This is a genomic window from Acidovorax sp. CF316 (assembly GCF_000276605.1).
GTDB lineage: Bacteria > Pseudomonadota > Gammaproteobacteria > Burkholderiales > Burkholderiaceae_C > Acidovorax.
The window spans coordinates 17918-36998 of record NZ_AKJX01000011.1; the positions used below are offsets into that span (position 1 = coordinate 17918).

The 19081-nt window shown below is 66.4% G+C and carries 16 protein-coding genes and 1 pseudogene; 10 read left to right on the forward strand and 7 right to left on the reverse strand.

What is annotated here, in order from left to right; all coding sequences use genetic code 11:
* Nucleotides 1-57 precede the first annotated feature (57 nt).
* Nucleotides 58-1251 carry a hypothetical protein gene (locus PMI14_RS01330; RefSeq protein ID WP_007848445.1) on the forward strand — a complete coding sequence of 398 codons (1194 nt, stop codon included), beginning with the start codon at nucleotides 58-60 and terminating at the stop codon, nucleotides 1249-1251.
* A gap of 4 nt (nucleotides 1252-1255) precedes the next feature.
* Here PMI14_RS01330 and PMI14_RS35830 read toward each other — a convergent pair whose 3' ends face one another.
* On the reverse strand, nucleotides 1256-3811 hold the full coding sequence (locus PMI14_RS35830; protein ID WP_007848447.1) for an ankyrin repeat domain-containing protein: 2556 nt from the start codon (nucleotides 3809-3811) through the stop codon (nucleotides 1256-1258).
* 107 nt (nucleotides 3812-3918) lie between these two features.
* Nucleotides 3919-4551, reverse strand: coding sequence for a TetR family transcriptional regulator (locus PMI14_RS01340; RefSeq protein WP_007848449.1), 633 nt, complete (start codon nucleotides 4549-4551; stop codon nucleotides 3919-3921).
* A 127-nt stretch (nucleotides 4552-4678) separates the two neighbouring features.
* On the opposite strand from PMI14_RS01340, the gene PMI14_RS01345 reads away from it, so the two are divergent.
* Entirely contained in the window at nucleotides 4679-5335 is a 657-nt protein-coding gene (locus PMI14_RS01345) for an O-methyltransferase (RefSeq protein WP_007848453.1), read from the forward strand.
* Nucleotides 5336-5415: 80 nt separating this feature from the next.
* Here PMI14_RS01345 and acnB read toward each other — a convergent pair whose 3' ends face one another.
* The 5 genes from acnB to PMI14_RS01370 all read right to left on the reverse strand — a co-directional run bounded on the left by acnB (nucleotide 5416) and on the right by PMI14_RS01370 (nucleotide 11591).
* On the reverse strand, nucleotides 5416-8001 hold the full coding sequence (acnB, locus tag PMI14_RS01350; protein WP_007848455.1) for a bifunctional aconitate hydratase 2/2-methylisocitrate dehydratase: 2586 nt from the start codon (nucleotides 7999-8001) through the stop codon (nucleotides 5416-5418).
* 93 nt (nucleotides 8002-8094) lie between these two features.
* Nucleotides 8095-8769 carry a hypothetical protein gene (locus tag PMI14_RS01355; protein WP_007848457.1) on the reverse strand — a complete coding sequence of 225 codons (675 nt, stop codon included), beginning with the start codon at nucleotides 8767-8769 and terminating at the stop codon, nucleotides 8095-8097.
* A 22-nt stretch (nucleotides 8770-8791) separates the two neighbouring features.
* The gene (locus tag PMI14_RS01360; protein ID WP_007848458.1) at nucleotides 8792-9808 is read right to left on the reverse strand and encodes a CoA ester lyase; all 1017 of its coding nucleotides are present in this window, start codon (nucleotides 9806-9808) and stop codon (nucleotides 8792-8794) included.
* Entirely contained in the window at nucleotides 9805-10584 is a 780-nt protein-coding gene (tam, locus tag PMI14_RS01365; protein WP_007848461.1) for a trans-aconitate 2-methyltransferase, read from the reverse strand. The genes PMI14_RS01360 and tam overlap by 4 nt, the downstream gene beginning before the upstream one ends.
* A 20-nt stretch (nucleotides 10585-10604) precedes the next feature.
* Nucleotides 10605-11591, reverse strand: coding sequence for a malate dehydrogenase (locus PMI14_RS01370; RefSeq protein ID WP_007848463.1), 987 nt, complete (start codon nucleotides 11589-11591; stop codon nucleotides 10605-10607).
* Nucleotides 11592-11839: 248 nt separating this feature from the next.
* Between PMI14_RS01370 and PMI14_RS01375 the strand changes: the two genes are divergently transcribed.
* The 8 genes and pseudogenes from PMI14_RS01375 to PMI14_RS01410 all read left to right on the forward strand — a co-directional run.
* Nucleotides 11840-12628, forward strand: coding sequence for a GntR family transcriptional regulator (locus PMI14_RS01375; protein WP_007848465.1), 789 nt, complete (start codon nucleotides 11840-11842; stop codon nucleotides 12626-12628).
* A 133-nt stretch (nucleotides 12629-12761) separates the two neighbouring features.
* Complete coding sequence (gene sdhC / locus PMI14_RS01380) at nucleotides 12762-13196, forward strand: succinate dehydrogenase, cytochrome b556 subunit (RefSeq protein WP_007848467.1); 435 nt, start codon at nucleotides 12762-12764, stop codon at nucleotides 13194-13196.
* An 82-nt stretch (nucleotides 13197-13278) separates the two neighbouring features.
* Nucleotides 13279-13644, forward strand: a complete 366-nt coding sequence (sdhD, locus tag PMI14_RS01385; protein WP_007848471.1) for a succinate dehydrogenase, hydrophobic membrane anchor protein — start codon at nucleotides 13279-13281, stop codon at nucleotides 13642-13644.
* A gap of 32 nt (nucleotides 13645-13676) precedes the next feature.
* Nucleotides 13677-15482: a succinate dehydrogenase flavoprotein subunit gene (gene sdhA / locus PMI14_RS01390; RefSeq protein WP_007848474.1), complete on the forward strand. Its 1806-nt coding sequence runs from the start codon at nucleotides 13677-13679 to the stop codon at nucleotides 15480-15482.
* 28 nt (nucleotides 15483-15510) lie between these two features.
* A complete protein-coding gene (locus tag PMI14_RS01395) occupies nucleotides 15511-16212 on the forward strand; it encodes a succinate dehydrogenase iron-sulfur subunit (protein ID WP_007848477.1) in 702 nt (233 codons plus the stop codon).
* Nucleotides 16213-16234: 22 nt separating this feature from the next.
* Nucleotides 16235-16561 carry a succinate dehydrogenase assembly factor 2 gene (locus PMI14_RS01400; RefSeq protein ID WP_007848479.1) on the forward strand — a complete coding sequence of 109 codons (327 nt, stop codon included), beginning with the start codon at nucleotides 16235-16237 and terminating at the stop codon, nucleotides 16559-16561.
* A gap of 59 nt (nucleotides 16562-16620) precedes the next feature.
* The gene (locus tag PMI14_RS01405; RefSeq protein WP_007848482.1) at nucleotides 16621-17931 is read left to right on the forward strand and encodes a citrate synthase; all 1311 of its coding nucleotides are present in this window, start codon (nucleotides 16621-16623) and stop codon (nucleotides 17929-17931) included.
* Nucleotides 17932-18614: 683 nt separating this feature from the next.
* Nucleotides 18615-19081 (forward strand): annotated as a pseudogene (locus PMI14_RS01410) (hypothetical protein); the annotation flags it as partial.

Here is a 19081-nt window from a genome sequence, read left to right on the forward strand (position 1 = left end):
AGTGCGACACCCCACATCCAGTGGTAAAACCGCTCCACCCTGTTTCACACCCGCACCATGAGCTACGACCTTCGTGTTTGGGAACCACCCGCCGGCCAGGCCACCCCGGCCTCGTTCGAGGCAGCGCTGCGCAGCTGGTTCGAGCTGGAGCTTGTAGAGCCCGGGCCCAACCCGAAATTCGCGGCCCTGGCCGCGCAGATGGCAGCGTACAAGGACTACGGTGACGCGCCCTGGGTCGGCGATCCGGTGGCGGATGCCAAGGCCTGCCGCAAGGCGGTGTGGACCTTCCAGCTGCCTGCGGACAACCGCATGCAGTTGCTGGTGGCCGTGGTGAGGCGGGCCAATGCGCTGGGCCTGACGGTGCTGGACGACCAATTGGGGCTGGCGCTGGCCGCGCCCAACCAGGTGCTGCCGCCGGAGCGCACCGACTTCTGGAAAGAGGCGATGCAGGTTCTGGAAGGGGCGCCCCGGGGTACCAATGGCGCCCCCGCCCCCACGCCGCCACCCCCGCCCGCTGCAGCGCCCGTGCCGGCGCCTGCGCCCATGACCATGGCACTGGTGTCGGCGCGCGACGAGATGCGCGCCGTGCTCGCCTCGCTGTTGCCGCAACACGGTTTCATCTCACCGCGGGTGGCGCTCGATCTGCCGTACTACCGCGCCCAGGCGGAGGCGACCTATTTCCGAACCACGCCGGCGGGAGGCCAGGGCGTGGTGCTGCTGACGTCGACGACCAACCAATTGCCTTGCCTCACCATCGACGTGAACGTGTTCAGCGAAGAGATCGCCAACATCCTGCGGGCCGTGTTTCCCGAGCACGACGAGATGTTCTTCAGGCGCCAGCTGAATTTCCATGTCGGGATTTTCCATGGCGTGCCTGGCTATGTCCCCATCCGGTCCACGGCAGACCTGCAGCGCATGGTGCAGGAGGTGCAAGACCCTGTGGGCCCCATCCTCGAGATGACCCGCACGCCACAAGGCATGCACGCCATCATGGCGGGCACCACCTTGTTCCCCCTGCCCCCCGGCAATCGCCAGGGCCACAAGTCGCTGGCCGAGCACGCCCAGCAGAACTTCGGCTACGCCGCGCTGGTCAGTGCCTGGCTGTACGGCGGCGACCAGTTCCAGGCCATGGCCCAGAAGAAGCGGGAGACCGAAGAACGCCTGGCACCTGCGGCCAAGAAAGACGTGGTGCTGGCACGGGTGGAGCGGTTGCTGGCTTACCTGCGTGCTCAGGTGAAGCGAAAAGCCTAGGCCTTCAGCGCGCCCGCTCCAGCAGCCACTGTTCGGCCTCGCCCTGCTGCTTGAAGCGCGCCCAGTCGAGCGCGGTCTTGCCATGGGCGTCCTTGCGCGCCAGGTCGATGTCGCGCTGGGCAAACCACTGCAGCGCCTGCACCCGGCCCCGGCCTGCGGCCAGCATGGCCGGCGTCTCCCCCCGGCTGGCCAATGCGGGTTCATCCAGCGGCTGGCCCTGCGCAGCCAGCCATTCCAGGCAGGCGATGCAGCCGCTTTGCGCCGCCATGTGCACGGGGCCCCAGTCCCAGCGGTTGCGCGCCGAGAGGCCGGCCCCGGCCAGCACCAGGCGCTGGGCCGCTGCCAAGTGGCCGCCGTAGAAGGCGCGCAGCAGCGCGGTGTCGCCGCGCTCGCTGTCCTTTTGCGTCTGGCGCAGGTCGGGTTGGGCACCGGCTGCGAGCAGGGCTTCGATGTGTTCCATCTGCCCGCGGTGCGCGGCCAGCATGAGCACGCTGGAGCCGTTGGGCGCCAGCAGATCGGGGTTGGCACCGGCCGCCAGCGCGGCGCGCAGGGCTGCGGCGTCGCCCGCGTTCTGGGCGTCGAGCAGGCGACCATCCACGGCGGAGTACGACACGGCGGGCGCTGCCGTCTCTGCCACCGGAGCGCGGCGCGCAGTGCCAGCCACCTTGGGCCCCACGACCCACCAGGCCACCAGGGCCAGCACCAGCAGCGCGCCCCAGGCCGGGCGGGCATGTTGGGCCCGCGCAGGCCGCTGCATGCCGGCCGCAAAGCGGCCGCGCCGGTGCGCCCAGGCCTGGGCCAGTGACTGGCCCAGCGCCGTGGCCGCGGCCTCGCCGCCCAGGCCAGGGGTCAACCGCACCAGCGTGTCGCCGGCTCCGCGCGCATACACGGCGTGGTAGCGGTGCTCGCTGGCGCCGCTGCCCGTGGCGTACAGCAGCTTGTGCACCAGGGTGCGGCTGGCATCGCCGGGCACGGTGTCGGCGCGCGACCAGAGCCAGGAGTGGCGGCGTGCGGTGATGCCGCCGTCCTGTACGGTCAAGGTCCAGCGGCGGGTGGCGGCATGCAGGGCCAACGCGGCCAGGCCGATCCAGGCGCCCGCCGCGAAGAACCCGTGGGGCAGCACCAGGCCCTGTGCGCCCAGGCGCCCGTTGATGGCCGCCTCCAGCGCCAGCCCGGCCAGCACCAGGCCGGCGGCCCAGCGCCAGCCGGTCTGGCTGAATTCGTAGGTCCATGCCTCTCGGGTTTCCTGCAGCGTGACCGCCGGGGGCAAAGGCAGGGGGCCTTCGTCCGCGTCCTCGGCTTCGCCCAGGGGCGCAATGGGCACCACCTGCTTCCAGGCCGCGCGCCGGTCGAAGCGGTCGGGCAGTTCGTCGCCCCCGCCGAAGCCGCGCGGTGCGGCCTGCACGGGCAGGTCGTAGGTCAGCTCCACCGAGCCGCCGGGGCTGTGCAGCAGCTCCAGCCGCCAGTCCACGCGCTCGCCCGAGCGCTGGGCGCCATGCGGGGGCGCATCGGCCGGCAGCTCGAAGCGCGCGACCAGCCGCAACCCGCCATCTGCGGTGCGCTGCATGCGCGCCGCTTCGGTGAAGGACTCGACGCAGCGCTCGGGCGAGCCGGAGCTCGATTCGTCCACCCGGTACTGGGCCAGGCGCAGCTGCGGGTGGTGCTCGTGCTGGTGGGCGGCGGCGCGCTCGGGCAGCAGCAGCGTCAGCTCCACCGGGTGGCCGGCGCGCGGCTGGGACGGCAGCGCCGAGAGCGCCGCGCCCGCATAGCGCCAGGCCAGGCGCGTCTGGTGCAGCGCCAGGCCGATCAGGCCCACGCCCACCATGACGAAGATGGAGATGAAGGCCTTGGCGTACCAGGGGGCGCTGCCGCTGGTCCACAGCATGGCGGCCATGGGGAAGGCAATGCCGCACCAGAAGACGGTGAAGAACCAGATGGCGCCCGCCGACTTGCTGGCCGCGCCCTTTTGCAGTGGCTTGGGCGAAACGCCCTGCGCTGCCTCCTCCTTCCTGCCGCCCCCGCCCAGCAGGATATGCACGAAGAACCAGCCCGCCACCAGCCCCACGCCGGTGAAGACCAGGGCAAAGGGCACGCGGAACATCTGCAGCGCCCAGCGGATGGAAGGGTCGATGAGGGCCTGCGCGGGCGCCTGCGGGTTGACCATGATGGTGATGGGATGCCCACGGGACTGGGCGCTTTGCAGCAGCCCGTGCCAGTGCTGGTGCCAGTCGCCGATGTTGTCGGCACCGGCCTCGGGGTCGAGCCCCACCCGGGTGCCCTCGTACTGCCGGCCCGCGAATTCGTAGCGGTAGCGGGCGTGCACCCGGTAGGTGGTGCCGTCGCTGGAAGTGTGGCGCTTGAGCTCGGTGCCCAGCACCTGGGCCGCCACCGGCTGCCAGCTGCGCACCTCCAGCGCCGCCCGGAGCGTCTGCGCCAGGGGCTGGATCCCCGCGAAGTAGCCGCCCAGGCCAAAGGCCGCTGCGAAGAGCCCGCTGAACAGCAGCATCCCCAGGCGCTTGCCCAGGGTGTCTATCTCTTCGGGGTTGTTCTCTCTTGCCATGGATGTCCCTCCATTTCTTTTTGTTGTTGTTATGGGCGAAGAATGCAGGCCGATCATGACAATTGCATGACAAACCGGTGGCGGCTGTGTTGCAAATACGTTGCAGCTCAGCACTGCTGCAGCGCCTGCAGGTAGGCGCAGAACATGTCGGCCATGGCGTCGGCATAGGCGGTCATCTCGGCCTCGGTGCGCGGGCTGGCGGAGAAGCGGCTGCCCAGGGCGGCCATGGTTTCGGTGACCATGTCGCCCGCCAGCGCGCGCTGCGCGGCGGGAACCTCGGGCAACAGCTCCTGCATGAAGGCCTCGATGATGCCGTCGGCATTGGCACGCACGGCCTGCGCTTCGGGGGCATCGCGGTACAGCGGGGCGGCGTCGTGCAGGGCGCTGCGCATGCCGGCCTCCTCGCACTCCGAGCGGATGAAGGCATGCACCAGCGTGCGCACGCGCGCCAGCGGGGGCTGGCGGGCGTCGGTGAGGATGCTGCGCAGCATGTCCTGTGTCTGCTGCCATTCGTCGGCCTGCAGGCGGAACAGGATGGCCGCCTTGTTGGGGAAGTACTGGTAGACCGAGCCGACGCTGACGCCGGCCTTCTCGGCCACGCGGGCGGTGGTGAAGCGCGCCGCCCCTTCCTTGGCCAGAACCTGAACAGCGGCCTCCAGGATGGCGGCCACGAGCCCGGCCGAACGGGCCTGCTGGGGCTGCTTTCTCGAGGAGATCTGGGGACGGCGGGGTTCGGTCATGGGGGTCCAAAAGGGCGGCAGCGAATGCGACTGGTGAATGCGACGAATTCATCGCATACTCAAAACGCGACGAATTGATCGCATTCTACGGGAGTGCCCACCGGGCGCTTCGATCCAGGACAAGTCCATGAACACACTGAACACCCTTCCCCTGGCGCCCCTGCTGGAGCGCCTGTTCGAGCAGGCCGATGCGGCCACCAGCCCGGCCCTGGCCGGCATCTCGCGCGAAGAGCGCGAGCGCCTGATGCACAGCAAGACCGAGTACCTCGATTTCTACAGCCGCATCAAGGACCTGTGGCTGCCGGTATCGCGCAGCACCGGCACCCTGCTCTACTTGCTGGCGCGCAGCACGGGCGCGCACCACATCGTCGAGTTCGGCACCTCGTTCGGCATCTCCACCCTGCACCTGGCCGCGGCGCTGCGCGACAACGGCGGCGGGCGCCTGATCACCAGCGAGTTCGAACCGAACAAGGTGGCCCGGGCGCGCGAGCACCTGGCCCAGGGCGGCCTGGACGACCTGGTGGAGGTGCGCGAGGGCGATGCCCTGCAGACCCTGTCCAGCGGCCTGCCCGAGGCCATCGACCTGCTGCTGCTCGATGGCGCCAAGGCCCTGTACGCCGACGTGCTGGCGCTGGTGGAGCCCCGCCTGCGCCCGGGCGCGCTGATCTTGGCCGACAACGCAGATTTCAGCCCCGACTACCTGGCGCGCGTGCGTGCGCCGGGCAGCGGCTACCTGAGCGTGCCCTTTGCCGGCGATGTGGAGCTGTCGATGCGACTGGGCTGAGCGGGCATGCAAAGAAAAAGCGGCCCCGCGGGGCCGCTTTTTCTTGGGAAGGACCGGTCAACGGTCCCTGGGGGTGCCTATCAGGCGGCCACGCCGTCTGCCACGTCCTTGAACTCGGCGATCTTGTCGAAGTTCAGGTATTGGTAGATCTTGTCGCCGTTCTGGTTGATGACACCGATGTCGGCCAGGTACTCTTCCTTGGAAGGAATGCGGCCCAGCTTGGAACAGATGGCCGAGAGTTCGGCCGAGCCCAGGTAGACGTTGGTGTTCTTGCCCAGGCGGTTGGGGAAGTTGCGGGTGCTGGTGGACATCACGGTGGCGCCCTCCTTCACCTGGGCCTGGTTGCCCATGCACAGCGAGCAGCCGGGCATTTCCATGCGGGCACCGGCCGCGCCGAACACGCCGTAGTGGCCTTCTTCGGTGAGCTGGTGCGCGTCCATCTTCGTGGGCGGGGCCATCCACAGCTTGACGGGAATGTCCTTCTTGCCTTCGAGCAGCTTGGAGGCTGCGCGGAAGTGGCCGATGTTGGTCATGCACGAGCCGATGAACACTTCGTCGATCGCGGCGCCGGCCACGTCCGACAGCGTCTTGGCGTCATCGGGGTCGTTGGGGCAGCAGACGATGGGTTCGGTGATCTCGGCCAGGTCGATCTCGATGATTTCGGCGTAGTCGGCGTTCTCATCGGGGGCCAGCAGCTGGGGATTGGCCAGCCAGGCTTCCATGGCCTTGATGCGGCGGCCGATGGTGCGTGGATCGGCGTAGCCCTGGGCGATCATGTTCTTGAGCAGCACGATGTTCGAGTTGATGTACTCGATCACGGGTTCCTTGTTCAGGCGCACCGTGCAGCCGGCGGCAGAGCGCTCGGCCGATGCGTCGGACAGCTCGAACGCCTGCTCGACCTTCATGTCCGGCAGGCCTTCGATTTCCAGGATGCGGCCCGAGAAGATGTTCTTCTTGCCCTGCTTGGCCACGGTGAGGTGGCCGGCCTTGATGGCGTACAGCGGGATCGCGTGCACCAGGTCGCGCAGCGTGACGCCGGGCTGCATCTTGCCCTTGAAGCGCACCAGCACCGATTCAGGCATATCGAGGGGCATCACGCCCGTGGCGGCAGCGAACGCCACCAGGCCGGAGCCGGCGGGGAAGCTGATGCCGATGGGGAAACGGGTGTGCGAGTCGCCGCCGGTGCCCACGGTGTCGGGCAGCAGCATGCGGTTGAGCCAGCTGTGGATGATGCCGTCGCCGGGCTTGAGCGAGATGCCGCCGCGCGTGCTGATGAAGTCGGGCAGCTCGTGGTGCATCTTCACGTCCACGGGCTTGGGGTAAGCGGCCGTGTGGCAGAAGGACTGCATCACCAGGTCGGAGCTGAAGCCCAGGCAAGCCAGGTCCTTCAGTTCGTCGCGGGTCATGGGGCCGGTGGTGTCCTGCGAGCCGACCGAGGTCATGCGTGGCTCGCAGTACGTGCCGGGCACCACGCCCATGCCTTCGGGCAGGCCGCAGGCGCGGCCGACCATCTTCTGCGCCAGGGTGAAGCCCTTGCCGGTAGCGGCAGGCACCTGGGGCAGGCGGAACAGGGTGGAAGGCGCCAGGCCCAGGGCCTCGCGGGCCTTGGCCGTGAGGCCACGGCCGATGATCAGCGGAATGCGGCCACCGGCGCGCACTTCGTCGAACAGCACTTCGCTCTTGACGGTGAACTCGGCGATGACCTGGCCGTCCTTCAGTGCCTTGCCGGCGTAGGGCAGCAGCTCGATCTCGTCGCCCATGTTCATCTGGCTCACATCGAGCTCGATGGGCAGAGCGCCGGCATCTTCCATGGTGTTGTAGAAGATGGGAGCGATCTTGCTGCCCAGGCACACGCCGCCGAAGCGCTTGTTGGGCACGAACGGGATGTCTTCGCCCGTGAACCACAGCACGCTGTTGGTGGCCGACTTGCGGCTGGAGCCGGTGCCGACCACGTCGCCCACATAGGCCACCAGGTTGCCACGGGCGCGCAGGTCTTCGATGAACTTGATGGGGCCGCGCTTGCCGTCTTCTTCGGGCGTGATGCCGTCGCGCTTGTTCTTGAGCATGGCCAGGGCATGCAGCGGGATGTCGGGGCGGCTCCAGGCGTCGGGCGCGGGCGACAGGTCGTCGGTGTTGGTTTCGCCGGTGACCTTGAGCACGGTGAGCTTGATGCTCTGGGGCACTTCGGGGCGGCTGGTGAACCACTCGGCGTCGGCCCAGCTTTGCAGCACGGACTTGGCGAAGGTGTTGCCCTTGTCGGCCTTTTCCTTGACGTCATGGAACTGGTCGAACATCAAGAGCGTCTTCTTGAGCGCTTCGGCGGCGACGGAGGCCACGGCCGCGTCGTCCAGCAGGTCGATCAGGGGGGTGAGGTTGTAGCCGCCCAGCATGGTGCCCAGGAGCTGCGTGGCGCGCTCGCGGCCGATCAGCGTGCAGACTTCGGTACCGTGGGCCACGGCGGCCAGGTAGCTGGCCTTGACCTTGGCGGCGTCGTCCACACCGGCAGGCACGCGGTGCGTGATCAGGTCCACCAGCGTGGCCTCTTCACCAGCGGGCGGGTTCTTGAGCAGTTCGATCAGCTCGCCGGTCTGCTTGGCCGTCAGGGGCAGCGGTGGGATGCCCAGCGCGGCGCGCTCGGCCACATGGTCACGGTAGGCTTTCAACATCATTTTTCTCCGGTTGCGTTCTAAAGTGGGGTGGTTGCGCCGGGGCTGCACAGGCCGTGCGGCGCGGGGGTACCGTGTCTCGTCGGGTTCTGGTTATTTGGTGGTGGTGGCAGTGGCCGTGGCGGCAGGCGCGGGGTCGAACACGCTCTGGGGCGGCGCCTTCTTGGCGGCCTCGGCCACCAGGGTCTGCTCGGCGCTCATGCACTCGTCGGCCAGGCGCTGGCCGAGCTTCTGGTTCATGAGCATGGACTTGTTGGCGATCTGCAGCCACACGGCGCCGCCCTTCTGGTCTTCCAGGCGCACGGCGCCGGTGCTGGTGACCACGGGGGTCATGTGGTACTTGAAGCCCTTGCCCTCGATGTGAAAGCGCCCGGGGATGGCGGGATCGGCCGTCACGTTGACGAAGGCGCCCAGCTCGCAGGCAATGCGGCCGGTGTGCACCTTCTGGGCGATGGCCTGTTCTTCGGGGCTCAGCGCGGCATCGGCCGCAATGAGGCCGGACGCCACCTGGTTGGCCGCCGTGTTCAACTGCTGGCGGCTGCTGGTGGGCTCTGCCTTGGCGGTCTTCTTGGGCGGAGTCTTTTCCTTGGCCTCGGCGGTCTTGGCCGCGGGCTTGGCGGCCGGCTTGGCTGCAGCAGTGTCCTTCTTGGGAGCGGCTTCTTTCTTGGCAGCGGGCGCGCTCTTCTTGGCGGGCTCTGCAGCGGACTGCGCCAGGGCAAGGCCAGGGGCCACCAGCATCAGGGCGGACGTGAGAATCAGTGATTTCATGGGGAGAGTCCTGCTTAAGGTTTCAAGCGTGGTGGGGAGCGGGGGAAGCAAACCAGTGGGCCACTTCGGGCGGCAGTGCACGCCCGGTCTGGTGGGCGCGTTCGAGCACCTGCCAGTAGTAGCGGTAGCTGGCGCGGTCGTGCAGGGTGCCATCGTGGCTGATGGGCGCCCAGTCGGCCTGCGCCGCGGAAACAGTGATGCGGGCGGCCACGTCGATCTCGTCCTGCTGCGGCGCGAAGGCCTGCAGGATGGGGCGGATCTGGCCGGGGTGGATGCTCCACATGCGGGTGTAGCCAAGCTCCTGCGAGGCGCGGGTGGCGGCGGCCTGCATGGCAGCGGTGTCGGAAAACTCGGTGACCACGCAGTGCGATGGCACCTTGCCGTGCGCGTGACAGGCGGCAGCGATCTCGAGCTTGGCGCGCACCACCAGCGGGTGCTCGAACTGGCCGCGCGAGCCCATGGCCGACGCGGGGATGGCCCCGCCATGCGCGGAGACAAAATCCATGAGCCCGAAGCTGATGCTCTGCACACGCGGGTGCGCGGCGATCTCGAAGGCGCGGTGCACGGCGGCGGGCGACTCGATCAGCACGTGCAGCGGCAGGTGGCCGGCCGATGCGGCCAGCAGCGCCTTCTCGGCGTGCAGCACGTCGTCGACCGACTCGACCTTGGGCACCATGATGTGCGACAGGCGGTGGCCGGCCTCGCCCGCAATGGTGGCGATGTCGTTGGCAAAGGCGGCGTGGTCCACGGTGTGCACGCGGGCAGCCACGCGCGCGCCATCGGCAGCGTTAAGCGCCAGCGATGCGACCAGGGCGGCGTGCTCGCGCTCCTGGCCCACGGGGGCGCCGTCCTCGCAGTCGAGCGTGACGTCGAACATGCAGTGGCCGAACTCGGCGCTCATCTCGGCCTGCAGCTGCAGGCTCTTTTTCATGCGCGCTTCCACGCCGCTGTAGTGGTCGCAGACGGGCAGGCGCACAGCGGCTGCCTGGGCGCCCAACAATACGCTGGCAGGGTGTGCGGGTGCGGACACGGTGCTCATGATGGACGGCGCTGCGCAACGATGAACATGCGCGGAAAGGCCAGCAGGCGGTTGCCATCGCTGCGCTCGGGATAGACCTCGGCGATGCGGCGCTCGTACTCGGCCAGGAAGCTGGCGCGCAGCTCTTCGTTCAGCGGATCGAGGAAGGGGCGCAGGCCGGTGCTGCGCAGCCAGTCGACGATGGAGCCGGCCGTGGGCATGACGTGCTGGTAGACGGTGTGCCACACGTCCACCTGGGCAGCCTCCCTGGCCAGCATGTCGTAATAGCCGCCGATGGTGGCCAGCTCGGTGCGCACGGCATCGGCGTCGCCGATGGGCTCGCGCCACGGTGCTTCGCCGGCCACGGCGCGCATCAGGCGGTGCGAGGGTTCCTGCCGGTTGTCGGGCATCTGGATGGCCAGCACACCGCCGGGGGCGAGCAGGCTGAACAACCGGGGAACCAGGGTTTCGTGCCACGCCACCCATTGCAGGGCAGCGTTGGCGTAAATCAGGTCGGGGGCCACGGTGGGCACCCAGGTGGCGATGTCGCCTTGTTCGAAGGCCGTGCCGGGCAGGCGCTCGCGCGCGCTGGCCAGCATGGCCGCCGAGGTGTCGATGCCGGTGACCTGCGCCTGTGGAAAGCGCCGCACCAGCAGCTCGGTGGAATTGCCCGGCCCGCAGCCCAGGTCCACCACATGGGTGGCACTGGTCAGGGGTACACGCGCCAACAACTCATCGGCCGGGCGCGTGCGCTCATCCTCGAAGCGGCGGTAGAGCGCGGGGTTCCAGTCGGCCATGAAGGACTTTTGGCTACCGATTACAGCAGGTGCTTGACGCCGTCTTGCTCGCCTTGCAGCTCGGCCAGGGTCTTGTCGATGCGCTCTTGCGAGAAGGCGTCGATCTCCAGGCCTTCGACCAGCTTGTACTCGCCGTTTTCGCAGGTGACGGGGAAGCCAAACATGGTGTCCTTGGGGATGCCGTACTGGCCGTCCGATGGGATGCCCATGGTGACCCACTTGCCGTTGGTGCCCAGGGCCCAGTCGCGCATGTGGTCGATGGCGGCGTTGGCAGCCGAAGCAGCAGACGACAGGCCGCGTGCTTCGATGATGGCGGCGCCACGCTTGCCCACGGTGGGCAGGAAGGTGTTGGCGTTCCATTCCTGGTCGTTGATCATCTTGGCGACGCTTTCGCCGTTGATGGTGGCGAAACGGTAGTCGGCGTACATCGTGGGCGAGTGGTTGCCCCAGACGGTCAGCTTCTCGATGTCGGCCACGGCCTTGCCGGTCTTGGCAGCGATCTGGCTGGCAGCGCGGTTGTGGTCCAGGCGCAGCATGGCGGTGAAGTTCTTGCGTGGCAGGTCAGGTGCCGACTTCATGGCGATGTAGGCGTTGGTGTTGGCAGGGTTGCCGACGACCAGCACCTTCACGTTGCGCGAAGCCACGGCGTTCAGGGCCTTGCCCTGTGCCGTGAAGATGGCGCCGTTGACGGCCAGCAGCTCGGCGCGTTCCATGCCTGGGCCACGTGGGCGCGAACCGACCAGCAGCGCGTAGTCGGCGTCCTTGAAGGCGGTCATCGGGTCGCTGTGGGCTTCCATGCCGACCAGCAGGGGGAATGCGCAATCGTCCAGCTCCATCATCACGCCCTTGAGCGCCTTCTGGGGGCCTTCGACAGGAACTTCGAGCAGTTGCAGAATGACCGGCTGGTCCTTGCCCAGCATTTCGCCGGAGGCGATGCGGAACAGCAGTGCGTAACCGATTTGACCAGCGGCGCCGGTGACGGCAACGCGAACGGGCTTCTTGCTCATGGTGAGAACTCCAGGGAAGTGAGGAAATCAGGGGGTGTGTGCAACGCAAGCACCAGCGCCTGTTACCAGCAGCCCGTGCCCCGCAAAACAGCCTTGGAGTGTACCGCCGATTCAATACCCCGGTCAATTTGTCTTATGTCTTATATAAGATATGATCGGGACCCTGAAAAAGCAAACTGGGGAAGGTGTGCGCCTGCCCGTTCGCAGCGCACCACACTCCCCCAGAAACAGCCCCATTCTCGACTGCCATGTCCTCGCTACCGCTCAACGCCGACACCCCTGCACAGCCCGCGGCCAGCGCGGGGTCTGCCACGCCGGCTTTCAGCCCGCTGTACCAGCAGATCAAGGGCCTGATCCTGCAAAGCCTGCAGCAGGGCGAGTGGAAGCCGGGCGAGGCCATTCCCAGCGAGATGGAGCTGGCCGCGCGCTTTCGGGTGAGCCAGGGCACGGTGCGCAAGGCCATCGACGAGCTGGCGGCCGAGAACCTGGTGATGCGCCGCCAGGGCAAGGGCACCTTTGTGGCCACGCATGCCGAGCAGCATGTGCAGTACCGCTTCCTGAAGCTCATGCCCGACACCGGCGACGCCCGCGTGGAGGGCCGCGCCCAGCGCCAGGTGATCGACTGCAAGCGCGTGCGCGCCAGCGCCGACGTGGCGCGCGCGCTGGCGCTGCGCAGCGCCGACCCGGTGGTGCAGGCGCGGCGCGTGCTGTCGTTTGCGGGCGTGCCCACCATCCTCGAGGACATCTGGCTGCCGGGCCAGGCTTTCAAAGGGCTGACGGCAGACCAGCTGGCCAGCTACCAGGGCCCGACCTACGCGATGTTCGAAATCGATTTCGGCGTGCGCATGGTGCGCGCCGAGGAGAAAATACGAGCCGTGTTGCCTGATACCGAACAGGCTGCGGTGCTGAAGGTGGCACCGGGCACGCCGCTGCTCAGCGTGGAGCGCATTGCGTATACCTACAACGACGTTCCGATGGAGTTACGGCGCGGGCTGTACCTCACGGACACCCACCACTACCGTAATGAACTGAGCTGACACTACCCTGGCAACTGAGCGGAAATGTCGGCATTAGGGGCGACTTGAAACCGCGTGTGTTGCGTTGCAATAGAATTTTGCGTTCTTTGCATGTCCAAATTACAAAGCAGTTACATCCACGAAAGCACAAAACATGACCGAACTCGCCAAAAAACGGCCTGAATTCCGCAACATCAATGCCTTCAAGGACCTGACCACCTACCGCATGACTCCTGCAGCGTGGGTTTCGATCCTGCACCGCGGCAGCGGGCTGATCATGTTCCTGTTGCTGCCTTTCATCATCTGGATGTTCGACACCTCGGTGTCGTCCGAAATCTCGTTCGCCCGCTTCACCGCTGCGTTCAACATCGGCATCGGCTTCGTGCCCGGCTGGTTCGTCAAGCTCGCGGCCCTGGCCCTGATCTGGTCGTACCTGCACCACTTCACGGCCGGCCTGCGCCACCTGTGGATGGATGTGAGCCACAGCGCCGTGAACAAGCAGTTCGGCAAGACTTCGGCCCTGGCCGTGCTCGCCATCAGCATCCCCCTGACCCTGGTGCTGGGTGCCAAGCTGTTCGGCCTGTACTGACCGCTCGACAAACCCCATAAAAAAATGGCAGCGGCCGCTGCCCCAAGTGCTCCACGCAGAACAAGACAAAAGGAAAACATCCATGTCCGTCAATTACGGTTCCAAGCGCGTCGTCGTCGGCGCCCACTATGGCCTGCGCGACTGGCTCAGCCAGCGCGTCACCGCCATCCTGATGGCGCTGTTCACGCTGGCCCTGCTGGTCCAGGTGATCTTCAACAAGGGCCCCATGGGCTACGACAAGTGGGCCGGCATCTTCTCGGCCCAGTGGATGAAGGTGCTGACCTTCACCGTGATCATTTCGCTGGCCTGGCACGCCTGGGTGGGCGTGCGCGAAGTCCTGATGGACTACATCAAGCCCGTGGGCCTGCGCCTGGTGCTGCAGGTTTTCACCATCGTCTGGCTCGTCGGCTGCGCCGGCTGGGGCATCCAGGTTCTGTGGCGTCTCTGATTGATCCCCCCCGCGACTGAAGGCAAACAACAATGAGCTACTCCAAAGCTAACATCACCAAGCGCAAGTTCGACGTTGTCATCGTCGGCGCCGGCGGCTCCGGCATGCGCGCCTCGCTGGAACTGTCCCGCGCAGGCCTGAACGTGGCCTGCCTGTCCAAGGTCTTCCCCACCCGCTCGCACACGGTGGCAGCGCAGGGCGGCGTGTCCGCATCGCTGGGCAACATGAGCGAGGACAACTGGCACTACCACTTCTACGACACCATCAAGGGCTCGGACTGGCTGGGCGACCAGGACGCCATCGAGTTCATGTGCCGCGAAGCACCGAACGTGGTGATCGAGCTCGAACACTTCGGCATGCCGTTCGACCGCAACCCCGACGGCACCATCTACCAGCGCCCCTTCGGCGGCCACACCGCCAACTACGGTGAAAAGCCCGTGCAGCGCGCCTGCGCCGCAGCCGACCGCACCGGCCACGCCATGCTGCACACGCTGTACCAGCAGAACGTGAAGTCCAAGACCAACTTCTTCGTGGAGTGGATGGCGCTGGACCTGATCCGCAACACCCAGGGCGACGTGGTCGGCGTGACCGCGCTCGAGCTGGAAACCGGCGACCTGTACGAGCTGCACGCCAAGGCCGTGCTGCTGGCCACCGGCGGCGCGGGCCGCATCTTCGCGGCATCGACCAACGCCTTCATCAACACCGGCGACGGCCTGGGCATGGCGGCACGTGCCGGCATCCCGCTGCAGGACATGGAGTTCTGGCAGTTCCACCCCACCGGCGTTGCCGGCGCGGGCGTGCTGCTGACCGAAGGCTGCCGCGGCGAAGGCGCCATTTTGCTCAACAGCAATGGCGAGCGCTTCATGGAGCGCTATGCGCCCACCCTGAAGGACCTGGCACCGCGTGACTTCGTGTCGCGCTCGATGGACCAGGAAATCAAGGAAGGCCGTGGCTGTGGTCCGAACAAGGACTACATCCTGATGAAGCTCGATCACCTGGGCGCGGACACCATCCGCAAGCGCCTGCCATCGGTGGAAGAGATCGGCCACAACTTCGCCAACGTGGACATCACCAAGGAACCGATCCCTGTGGTGCCCACCATCCACTACCAGATGGGTGGCATCCCCACCAACATCAATGGCCAGGTCGTGGTGCACGATGGTCAGCAGAACCACGTGGTCAACGGCCTCTACGCCGTGGGCGAATGCTCGTGCGTGTCGGTGCACGGCGCCAACCGCCTGGGTACCAACTCGCTGCTGGACCTGCTGGTCTTCGGCAAGTCGGCCGGCAAGCACATCGTGAGCTACGTGAAGGGCTTTGGCGACAACCTGGCAGTGCCTGCCGACGGTGCAGAGCGCACCCTGGCGCGCCTGAACCAGCTACAGGACTCGACCGAAGGCATCTACGCCCAGGACGTGGCCAACGACATCCGCTCGAGCATGCAGCAGCACGCCGGCGTGTTCCGCACGCAGGCCAGCATGGACGAAGGCACGGTCAAGATCAACGCCATCCGCGAACGCGTGGGCGGCGTGACCCTGAAGGACAAGTCCAAGGTCTGGAACACGGCCCGCATGGAAGCCCTGGAAGTCGACAACCTGATCGAAGTGGCCCAGGCCACGATGACCTCGGCCGCGGCCCGCCGCGAATGCCGTGGCGCGCACACGGTGTACGACTACGAGCACCCTGCCGACCACGCTGAGTTCCCGCTGGGCCGCAACGACAAGGAGTGGATGAAGCACACCCTGTGGCACAGCGCGAACAACAGCCTGACCTACAAGCCTGTGAACCTCAAGCCCCTGACGGTGGACAGCGTGCCTCCCAAGGTCCGTACGTTCTGATGAACCAGCAGCCTCACGAAAGAACAACATGAAGCGCACCTTTCAAATCTACCGCTACGACCCGGACAAGGACGCCAAGCCCTACATGCAGACCATCGAGATCGAACTCGACGGCCACGAGCGCATGCTGCTGGACGCCCTGGTCAAGCTCAAGGAGCAGGACCCGAGCCTGTCGTTCCGCCGTTCGTGCCGCGAAGGCGTGTGCGGCTCGGACGCGATGAACATCAACGGCAAGAACGGCTTGGCCTGCCTGACGAACATGAACACCCTCAAGGGCACCATTGTTCTGAAGCCCCTGCCCGGCCTGCCGGTGATCCGCGACCTGATCGTGGACATGACGCAGTTCTTCAAGCAGTACAACTCGATCAAGCCCTACCTCATCACCGAGGACCTGGCCCCCGAGAAGGAACGCCTGCAGAGCCCCGAAGAGCGCGAAGAGCTCAACGGCCTGTACGAGTGCATCCTGTGCGCGAGCTGCTCCACGAGCTGCCCCAGCTTCTGGTGGAACCCCGACAAGTTCGTGGGCCCCGCCGGCCTGCTGCAGGCCTACCGCTTCATCGCCGACAGCCGCGACGAAGCCACGGGTGCGCGCCTGGATAACCTGGAAGACCCGTACCGCCTGTTCCGCTGCCACACCATCATGAACTGCGTGGACGTGTGCCCCAAGGGCCTGAACCCCACGATGGCCATCGGCAAGATCAAGGAACTGATGGTGCGCCGCACTGTCTGACCCTCTTGAGACCCGTACTGCCATGTCCGAGACCCTGACCCCCGTCGCCCAGACGCCGGCCCCTACCGACCTGCTGGACGACCGCGAGCGCGCCAAACTGCACTGGCGCTCGCGCCGCGGCCTGCTGGAGAACGATCTCTACATCGAGAACTTCTTTGCGCTGCACGGGGCCACCATCAACTGGCGCCAGGCCTACGGCATGACCCAGTTGATGGACCTGGCAGACAACGACCTTTTGGACTTGGTGCTCGCCCGCCGTGAGCCCGAAGGTCCGCTCGATACAGAAGAAGTGCGTGAAGTACTCGGCATGCTGCGGCTCAGTGGTGGCGCAGCGCGGCCCCGGGCCTGACCTGGAGACAGGGCCCCTTACCACCGGAATTCCGGCAAACCTACCCAAGGAAAGTAACAATGAAGCTAGCTGACAACAAAGCCACCCTGTCGTTCAGTAACGGCAGCCCCAGCGTGGACCTGCCGGTCTACCAGGGCAGCATTGGCCCGGATGTCATCGACATCCGCAAGCTGTACGCGCAAACGGGCATGTTCACCTATGACCCGGGCTTCCTGTCGACGGCAGCGACCCAGTCGGCCATCACCTATATCGATGGCGACAAGGGCGAACTGCTGTACCGCGGCTACCCCATTGAGCAGTTGGCCCAGAACTGCGACTTCCTGGAAACCTGCCACCTGCTGCTGTACGGTGACCTGCCCAACGAAGCCCAGAAGACCGACTTCACCAGCCGCGTGACCAACCACACCATGGTCAACGAGCAGATGCAGTTCTTCCTGCGTGGCTTCCGCCGTGACGCGCACCCCATGGCCGTGCTGACCGGCCTGGTGGGCGCCCTGTCGGCCTTCTACCACGACAGCACGGACATCAACAACCCGCAGCACCGTGAGATCGCCGCCATCCGCCTGATCGCCAAGATGCCCACCCTGGTGGCCATGGCGTACAAGTACGGCGTGGGCCAGCCCTACATGTACCCGCAGAACAACCTGAGCTACGCAGGCAACTTCCTGCGCATGATGTTCGGCACGCCCTGCGAAGAGTACAAGGTCAACCCCGTGCTGGAACGCGCGCTGGACCGCATCTTCATCCTGCACGCAGACCACGAGCAGAACGCATCGACCTCCACCGTGCGCCTGTGCGGCTCGTCGGGCACCAACCCGTTCGCAGCCATCGCCGCCGGCGTGGCCTGCCTGTGGGGCCCTGCCCACGGCGGCGCCAACGAAGCAGCGCTGAACATGCTGTATGACATCCAGGCCCAAGGCGGCGTGGAAAAGATCGGCGAGTTCATCAAGCAGGTCAAGGACAAGAACTCCGGCGTCAAGCTCATGGGCTTTGGCCACCGCGTGTACAAGAACTACGACCCCCGCGCCAAGCTCATGCAGGAAACCTGCAACGAAGTGCTGGCCGAACTGGGCCTGGAAAACGACCCCCTGTTCAAGCTGGCCAAGGAACTGGAAAAGATTGCCCTGGAGGACGACTACTTCGTGCAGCGCAAGCTCTACCCGAACGTGGACTTCTACTCCGGCATCGTGCAACGCGCCATCGGCATCCCTGTGAACCTGTTCACCGGCATCTTCAGCCTGGCCCGCACCGTCGGCTGGATCGCACAGCTGAACGAAATGATCGGCGACCCCGAGTACAAGATCGGCCGCCCACGCCAGCTGTTCACGGGCTCCGTGCGCCGCGACGTGCCGCCGCTGAACAAGCGTTGATTGAGCACTTGGCGCTGCGCTTTGAAGGCTTCGGTCTTCTTGGCACAGACAGGAAAGCCCGCTTCGGCGGGCTTTTTTATTGGGCTGATTTATCCGTACTCCACGCCACAACAGTACGCTTGTCCGCTCGCATTGGGTGAAAGCAGCCGCAATTCGACAAAGGTATCAGGCCTAAGTGCCACAGCGCTTCTTCAGTCATGGAAGTACTCAGTTCCTCGGCCTGCGATGAACAGGCCCGAAGGCAGCTGCGTATTACGGCCCTCCTGGACATCCGGTTCGGCACCGTGAACACCGAGCTCGACACCGTGGCCACAGCTGAGCAGAGGGCAGGCCAACCCATCGCGGAGGAGCAATTTGGGCTGTGGGCTAGACTTCCGCTTTCGGCCAGCAGCGGACGTTCACCTGTGCTATCCACCGCCGCTGGGCACCGCAGGGTGCTGCCCCGAATAAAAAGTCGCCCGAAGATCGTACACACCACGGCCGCCGCGCGGGCCTGCCCCACCCATCGCCCAATCGCACCCAAATGGGTGCGCGCGCTACCTTTGTGACACCCGACACAGACGGATCACCGCTGTTCGACAAAGATTGGTTTACCCCCTTACGTGCGCACAGCACCGCACCGCTGCGCGCGCTGCACAAGGCGGGCTGTCTTTTTTATCATTTGAACCGAGAGGGTTTCGACCATGCCAGTGACGACCACCGCCGCCCCCCCAATGTCCAGCCCTTCGCGCGCCCCGCGCCAGCGTCAACAGCACCCCCGCAGTGGCCGCGCACCCCGCCTGGCGCTGGCGGCACTGCCGCTGTTGCTGTTGGTGGCATGCGGTGGCGGTGGTGACGATGCCGAGTCGGTGACCCCGCCGCCGGTGGTGGTGCCCGTCACCGGCTACACCGTGGGAGGTACCGTCGCGGGCCTGGGCGAGGGGCGCAACCTGGTACTGCAGGTTCAGGGGGCAGACGATTTGACCGTCGCCGCCAACGGCAGCTTCGTGATGGGGCGCCGCTTCGAGAGGTCCGGCATTGCTGTCGTCACCGTGGCCTCGCACCCCGAAGGCCAGCGCTGCAACGTGGCGCAGCCAACGCAAGTCGTGAACGAAGCCAACATCACCAACGTGTCCGTGCGCTGCGAGACCCTGCCCGCCGGCACCCGCAA